The organism is Planctomycetota bacterium (genome assembly GCA_038746835.1).
Lineage (GTDB): Bacteria > Planctomycetota > Phycisphaerae > Tepidisphaerales > Tepidisphaeraceae > JBCDKH01.
The window spans coordinates 1-5,254 of the sequence record JBCDKH010000227.1 but is presented as its reverse complement, the minus strand read 5'-3'; the positions used below and the strand labels follow the sequence as shown (position 1 = coordinate 5,254).

The window sequence follows — 5,254 nt, the reverse complement described above, 5'->3', positions numbered from 1 at the left end:
CGAACGGTGAGCGAGCCGAGACCCACTCGCACCCCGAATCCGCGACTGGCGTCGCGGCGTTGAAGAGACGCCTCTGGTCGGTGCTCGCGTTCGTCGGGAGTGTCGCCCTGCTGCTGGTTCCGATCGTCGCTGCAAGCGTCTACGGCTCGATGCACACGCATCCGTACGCGGGCCGGGTCTATCTGCTCGTCTGGCTGTCGATGGCGGTCGTGTCCGTGCTTGCTGTTGCTTCTATGCCGAGGCAACACGCACGGATCGTGCTCTGGATCGTCGTCGTCGGTGCGTTGCTGATGGCGATCGCGAGCTCCATCTGGGTGCCGGGTGCGAGCTATCTCCCGACGCTCGTGGCCCTTTCTGCAGGGATGATCCTGCTTCTGGGCCGATGGTGGGCTTTGCCGCTTGTGCTGCTGACGACGACCCTCATGACGACGGCCGGATGGCTCGTCGGCCTGGCGGCGACGCTGCAACTGGCGGGTGTGCCGGCGTTCGTGATGGTAATAACGGCCCTGCTCTGGTCGCCGTGGCTCTGCCGAATCGGACGACAGGACCGGCATGCCTCGACGACTTCGGCATGAAAATGTCGGTCTGCCGCAACCACCTGCGGCTCCTGTTCGTTTAGATTACCATCGATGCCCACGCTTCCCACTCAAACCGCCCCCACCCCCGAAGCCGCCACCCGCGAGCGCTACGCCGCCGCCGGCAAGGAAGTCGAAGCCTGCCTTTGCGTCCCAAGCGACGGCTACGACCCGTCGCTCCTCAAGGCCATCCCGCAGGAAGTCATCGACGTCGACTACGGCTGCGGCGACCCGTCCAAGTGGGTCCGTGAGGGCGAAACCGTCCTCGACCTCGGCAGCGGATCGGGTAAAGCGTGCTTCATCATGAGCCAGAAGGTCGGCCCGACCGGCAGCGTCATCGGCGTCGACTTCAACAAGCCGATGCTCGACCTCTCGCGTCGTACCCAGCCCGAATTCGCCAAGAACGTCGGCTACGACAACGTCAGCTTCCGCAAGGGTCGCATCCAGGACCTCGCGCTCGACCTCGACAAGCTCGACACCTTCCTCGCCAGCCAACCCGTCGACGGCAGCGACGCCTGGTTAGCGGCGAGCGACCAAGCGAGCCACCTGCGGAAGAACGACCCCATGGTCGCGGACAACTCCGTCGACGTCATCGTCTCCAACTGCGTCCTGAACCTCGTCGAACAGGGCCAGAAGGGCAAGCTCTTCGAAGAGATGTTCCGCGTCCTCAAGAAGGGCGGCCGATGCGTCATCAGCGACATCGTCAGCGACGAGATCGTGCCGCAGGACATGCAGGACGACCCGGACCTCTGGAGCGGCTGCATCAGCGGCGCGTTCACGGAAATGGGCTTCTTGAAGGCCTTCGAAGATGCCGGCTTCCACGGCATTCGCATCCTCGAGCGGGCCGACAAGGCGTGGCAGACGATTCGCGGCATCGAGTTCCGCAGCGTCACCGTCGAGGCGTACAAGGGCAAGCAAGGCCCGTGCATGGACCGCAACCAGGCCGTCGTCTACCTCGGCCCGTGGAAGCGTGTCATCGACGACGACGGCCACACGCTCACCCGCGGCGAGCGGATGGCGGTGTGTGACAAGACGTTCAAGCTTTATGGCAAAGAGCCGTACAAGGGGCAGTTCGCGTACGTCGAGCCGTTGACGGAGGTGCCGCTCGACGACGCTAAACCGTTCGACTGCCGGCGCAACGTCACGCGCAGCCCACGCGAGACGAAGGGGCAGGACTACGTCGAGACCACGACACCCGACCAGTCCGCTAGCGCGTGCGGACCGGGGGGTTGCTGCTGACTCTGGCGTGACGAGCCCTGAGCGTGAGCGAGGGGTTCTGCACGATCTCCCCGGAACCCCTCGCTCACGCTCAGGGCTCGCACTCATCTTCGCTCTGTCATGACCACCTCCACGAACGGACTCACGCCCGTCAAACTCGGAACTCCCTCCGACCGCTCGTCCTTCGCGTTGGAAGTCCGAGGCGTGCAGGGATCGCCGCTCGTCGGGGCAACGCTCGACACGGTCCAGGTCAACATCGGGCTCACATGCAACCTTGCTTGCCGGCACTGCCACGTCAGCAGCAGCCCGAACAAGCGCGAGCAGATGGATCGCGAGACGCAGAAGCTCGTCCTCGACGCCGCAGAGAAAGCTGGAGCCAAGACGCTCGACATCACCGGCGGCGCGCCCGAGATGAACCCGCATTTCCGCGAGTTCGTCGACGACGCCCTGGCGATGGGCCTGAAGGTCATGGTGCGGACCAACCTGACGATTCAACTCGTCGACGGCTACACCGACCTGCCCGAGTGGTACGCCGCCCGCAAGGTGCATCTCGTCGCGTCGCTGCCGTGCTACCTGGAGAACAACGTCGATAAGCAGCGCGGTCGGGGCGTGTATCACGACTCGATCGAGGTCATCCAGAAGCTCAACGCTTGGGGCTACGGCAAGAGCGAAGACCTGCCGCTCGACCTCGTCTTCAACCCCGGCGGCCCGAGCCTCCCGCCGCCGCAGGAGGCGCTGGGCGAGGATTACCGCCGCGAACTCGGCAAGCAGTTCGGCATCGAGTTCACGCGCTTGCTCACGATCACCAACATGGCCATCGGCCGATTCCTGCACGACCTCGAACGCGACGGCCGGGCCGAGGAGTATGAAAACAAGCTCCGCAACGCCTTCAACCCCGCCACGCTCGACGGCCTGATGTGCCGCCACCAAATCCACGTCAGTCACGACGGCAGCCTGCACGACTGCGACTTCAACTACGCGCTCGGCCTCAAGAGCGACAAGCGAAGCGCCCAACACATCGCCGACTTCGACCCGGCAACCTACTGCGAACGCCGCATCATCCTCGGCGACCACTGCTACGCCTGCACGGCCGGAAGCGGCTCGTCCTGCGGCGGGTCGGTGGCGTAAACTAAAGCCATGGCTACGCCGGGCGAAGTCGTCACGCTGAAGACCGATCGACGGTTCTACGACGGCGTCGAGTGGCACGAATCCATCGGCGGCATCCCGCTCGATCGCGTCGTCTGGGACCCGTGGCCGGGGACGGCGACGGAGGAAGACCTGCTGCACATGGTCGAGGTCGACAAGCGGCTCGTGGAAATGATCGATGGTGTTCTTCTGGAGAAGCCGATGGGCCGTGAAGAATCGGAAGTAGGCGGTGCTCTCCTGCAGTTACTCAGAAACTGGAACGATGCAAATGGTCGCCCGTTCCGCTTCTTGGGGGCGGATGGCACGGTTCGTCTGCTGACGGTCAACCGGGTGCGAGTGCCAGATGTCGGAGCCGTTCTCCGGGAACGTATGTCGGAGGGCATCCGAGTCGGAACGTCGAACGTCCCCGCCGTCTCGCCAGACCTCGTCGTCGAGGTGCTGAGTCGGGGGAATACACGTGGAGAAATGGTGGCGAAGCTCGTCGAGTACTTCGACAACGGCACACGTCTCGCCTGGTATGTCCAGCCGGCGGATCGAACCGTTGCCGTCTACACCTCGCCCGGCGAGCCTGATCGGGTTCTCACCGCCGCCGACACGCTCACCGGCGGCAACGTCATGCCGGGGCTGGAGATTCCCGTCGCCCGGCTGTTCGAAGACCTCGACGACTGAGCCGTAGCGTCCGGCGATGCCCAGCGTCTACCGCGTCGAAGCCAAGCCCACCTCCGGCGATGGAGCCACCCGGCTCTACCTCATCGAAACGCCCGAGCCGCTCGATCGCGTGCGGGAACTGGCGCTGCCGCTGTTGGCCGACGGCGTGCGGGACGTGGCCACGCTGAACGAGACGGCAACGTCACAGGCGAAGACCGAAGTCTGGCCGAAGCCCGGAGTCATGGACCCGGTCGCGGCTTCGGTCGAAGATGCCCTGCGTGGACGCGGGCTCGACGTCATCGCCGTCACCACCGGCCGAACCGTCGACGATGCCGCGTCGGTCAACGGCGTCATCGAGCAGGTCCACGAGACGCCGTTCCTGCCCGATGCCCTGCCGCACCCGCCCGAGACGCCGTTCGAACTGCGGCACGTCGAACTGACGAACCTCGACGACGACGGCCTCCAAAAGCTCAGCCGCGAGGGCCACCTATTCCTCTCGCTCGCCGAGATGCAGGCCATCCGCGACTTCTACGCGGGCGCCGGCCGCGAGCCGACGGACTGCGAGCTCGAAACCCTCGCCCAGACCTGGAGCGAGCACTGCGTCCACAAAACGCTCAAGAGTGAGGTCATAGTCCGCGACGCGTCCGGCCGTGAGCTTCGCCGCTACGGCAACCTCATCAAGGAGACGATCTTCGCCAGCACGATGGAGATCATGGAGCGGGAGGCACGGAGGCACGGAGGCACGGAGGCACGAAGTGCTGAGTCGGAGTCAGACCCCTTCGTGCCTTCGTCTCTTCGTGCCTCCGTGCCTTTCTGCCTCTCCGTCTTCGTCGACAACGCCGGCGTCATCGCCTTCGACGACACGGACGGCGTCTGCTTCAAGGCCGAGACCCACAACCGCCCGTCGGCCATCGAGCCCTACGGCGGCGCGGCCACCGGCACCGGCGGCGTCGTTCGCGACGTCCTCGGCACCGGCCTCGGTGCCCGACCCATCGCCAACACAGACGTCTTCTGCGTCCAACACGGCGACGAACGCCTCGACCGCATCGTCGCCGGCGTCCGCGACTACGGCAACCGCATGGGCATCCCGACCGTCAACGGTGCGATCGTCTACCACGACGACTACCGCTACAACCCGCTCGTCTTCTGCGGCTGCGTCGGCGTCATCCCGCGCGACAAGATCGACAAGGCGGCGAGGCCGGGCGATCACGTCGTCGTGATGGGCGGCCGAACCGGTCGCGACGGCATCCACGGGGCGACGTTCTCGTCGGCCGAGCTCACCGACACCGCCGGCAGCGAGTTCGGCCACGCCGTGCAGATCGGCAATGCGATCACGGAAAAGAAGGTCGCAGACGTCTTGCTCCTCGCCCGCGACCGCGGCTTGTTCACGGCCGTCACCGACTGCGGCGCCGGCGGCCTGTCGTCGGCCGTCGGCGAGATGGGCGAAACCGTCGGGGCCGACGTGCAGCTCGACAAGGTTCCGCTCAAGTACGCCGGCCTTCGGTACGACGAGGTCTGGATCAGCGAGGCCCAGGAACGGATGGTCCTCGCCGTCCCGCCGGACAAGCTCGACGAGCTGCTCGCGTTATCGGCACAGCACGACGTCGAGACGACCGCGATCGGTACTTTCGGCTATGACGCAGTGGCCCGTGGCACGAACTTCAGTT

At 65.6% G+C, this 5,254-nt stretch carries 5 protein-coding genes; all 5 read left to right on the top strand.

Annotated elements, in window-relative coordinates; genetic code table 11:
- Positions 1–575, top strand: a 575-nt coding sequence (locus tag AAGI46_15500) for a hypothetical protein (protein MEM1013612.1), incomplete at its 5' end; no start/stop codon positions are given.
- A 54-nt stretch (positions 576–629) separates the two neighbouring features.
- A complete protein-coding gene (locus tag AAGI46_15495) occupies positions 630–1,814 on the top strand; it encodes a methyltransferase domain-containing protein (protein ID MEM1013611.1) in 1,185 nt (394 codons plus the stop codon).
- Positions 1,815–1,913: 99 nt separating this feature from the next.
- Positions 1,914–2,921 carry an arsenosugar biosynthesis radical SAM (seleno)protein ArsS gene (gene arsS, locus AAGI46_15490; protein ID MEM1013610.1) on the top strand — a complete coding sequence of 336 codons (1,008 nt, stop codon included), beginning with the start codon at positions 1,914–1,916 and terminating at the stop codon, positions 2,919–2,921.
- Positions 2,922–2,930: 9 nt separating this feature from the next.
- The gene (locus AAGI46_15485) at positions 2,931–3,608 is read left to right on the top strand and encodes a Uma2 family endonuclease (GenBank protein ID MEM1013609.1); all 678 of its coding nucleotides are present in this window, start codon (positions 2,931–2,933) and stop codon (positions 3,606–3,608) included.
- A gap of 16 nt (positions 3,609–3,624) precedes the next feature.
- Positions 3,625–5,254 (top strand): AIR synthase-related protein (locus tag AAGI46_15480; protein ID MEM1013608.1); only part of this gene is annotated, 1,630 nt, incomplete at its 3' end.

Excerpts from the sequence above, each read along its gene's own strand:
- arsS (MEM1013610.1), top strand. The coding sequence starts at position 1,914 with ATGACCACCTCCACGAACGGACTCACGCCCGTCAAACTCGGAACTCCC.
- AAGI46_15485 (MEM1013609.1), top strand. The coding sequence starts at position 2,931 with ATGGCTACGCCGGGCGAAGTCGTCACGCTGAAGACCGATCGACGGTTC.
- AAGI46_15495 (MEM1013611.1), top strand. The coding sequence starts at position 630 with ATGCCCACGCTTCCCACTCAAACCGCCCCCACCCCCGAAGCCGCCACC.